Origin of the sequence: Pseudomonas sp. JAI111, assembly GCF_024809425.1 — a bacterium.
Lineage (GTDB): Bacteria > Pseudomonadota > Gammaproteobacteria > Pseudomonadales > Pseudomonadaceae > Aquipseudomonas.
Genome location: NZ_JANUCB010000021.1, coordinates 1 through 1680 on the forward strand (window position 1 = coordinate 1; position 1680 = coordinate 1680).

Sequence of the window (1680 nt, forward strand, 5' to 3'; positions counted from 1 at the left end):
CCAGGCTGTGTGAAAACACCTGCAATTGTCTAATCTTCTGATCGTCTAGATCGTATCGAGGACGATCATGAAGCGATTCATTGAAGGCGAGGCCCGGACGCAAGTGACTCTGCTGCCGGAGTGCCTGGACGATTACGTAACCGAAGAAAATCCAGTCCGAGTGGTCGACGTTTTCGTCGATGAACTCGACCTGGGCGCACTTGGGTTTGAGGGCGTCGATCCTGCTGCAACGGGTCGTCCGGCCTATCATCCAGCGGTCTTGCTAAAGATCTATATCTACGGCTATCTCAATCGGATTCAGTCCAGCCGCCGGCTTGAGCGTGAGGCCGAGCGCAACGTCGAGTTGATGTGGCTAACGGGGCGTTTGGCCCCGGACTTCAAAACCATTGCCGACTTTCGCAAAGACAACGGCAAAGCCATTCGCAGCGTATGCCGCCAGTTCGTAGTTCTTTGCCGCAACCTCAATCTCTTCTCCCAGTCGATCATCGCCATCGACGGCAGCAAATTCAAAGCCGTCAATAATCGCGACCGCAACTTCACTCAGGGCAAAGTGAAGGCACGCATGCAGCAGGTCGAGCAGAGTATTGATCGATATCTGGCGGCGATGGATTCGGCGGATCGGGCAACACCCGAAGTCGCCGAGGCCAAAGCAGAGCGGCTTAAAGAAAAGATAGAAACACTGAAAAAGCAGATGCAGAAACTCAAGGAAATCGAGGCGCAGCTCCACGAAAGTCCAGACCAGCAGATCTCCCTCACAGACCCAGATGCACGCTCAATGGCCACGAGCGGTCGAGGCACTGGAACGGTTGGCTACAACGTACAAACAGCTGTCGACGACAAACACCATCTGATCGTTGCCCACGAGGTGACCAACGTTGGTAATGATCGTGGGCAACTGAGCAATATGGCGAACCAGGCGCGTGAAGAAATCGAGGCTGAATCGCTAACGGTGGTGGCCGACCGAGGCTATTACAAAGGTCTGGAAATCCTTGCTTGCGAGCAAGCCGGTATCACTACCTTCGTACCGAAACCCCTCACATCTGGCAGCAAAGCCGAAGGCCGATTTGGTAAGCAGGACTTCATCTACCTTGCTGCATCGGACGAGTATCGATGCCCTGCGGGACAGTTACTGACCCGGCGGCATTCTTCGGTGGAAGACGGCATGCTTCTGCACTGTTATTGGTTCTCGGGCTGCCAGTCCTGCGCAATGCAGAAGCAGTGTACGACCGGTAAGGAGCGCCGGGTAAAGCGCTGGGAACATGAAGCCGTAGTCGATGCGATGCAGGTACGGCTGGAAAATGATCCAACGATGATGAGGCGTCGTCGACAGACCGTTGAACATCCTTTTGGAACGCTCAAATACTGGATGGGAAGTACCCACTTCCTGACCAAAACCCTGCCGAGGGTGAGCACTGAGATGAGCCTTCATGTGCTCGCCTACAACCTCAAACGGATGATGAGTATCTTCGGCATCTCAGGACTGCTTGAAGCGATCAGGGCGTGAATCCAGCCGTTTGATCGTCCGTGAGTGGCTGTTTGGGCCGCTGACGCGGCCCAAACAGCATTTACGAACGCCTATGTAACTGACGAGGGCAATTCGCGCTTCAGTCTGCTGGTTTCGCAGGCAACGCCCGTAGCTCTCAACTTTCGACGTATTCAGTGCGTTTTCACACGGCCTGG

Annotated in this window: 1 protein-coding gene; it reads left to right on the top strand. The window is 54.7% G+C overall.

Annotated features, from left to right (window positions below; all coding sequences use genetic code 11):
* The first annotated feature begins 67 nt into the window (after nt 1-67).
* Nucleotides 68-1504, top strand: a complete 1437-nt coding sequence (locus HNR03_RS31680) for an IS1182 family transposase (protein ID WP_259158401.1) — start codon at nt 68-70, stop codon at nt 1502-1504.
* Nucleotides 1505-1680: the final 176 nt, after the last annotated feature.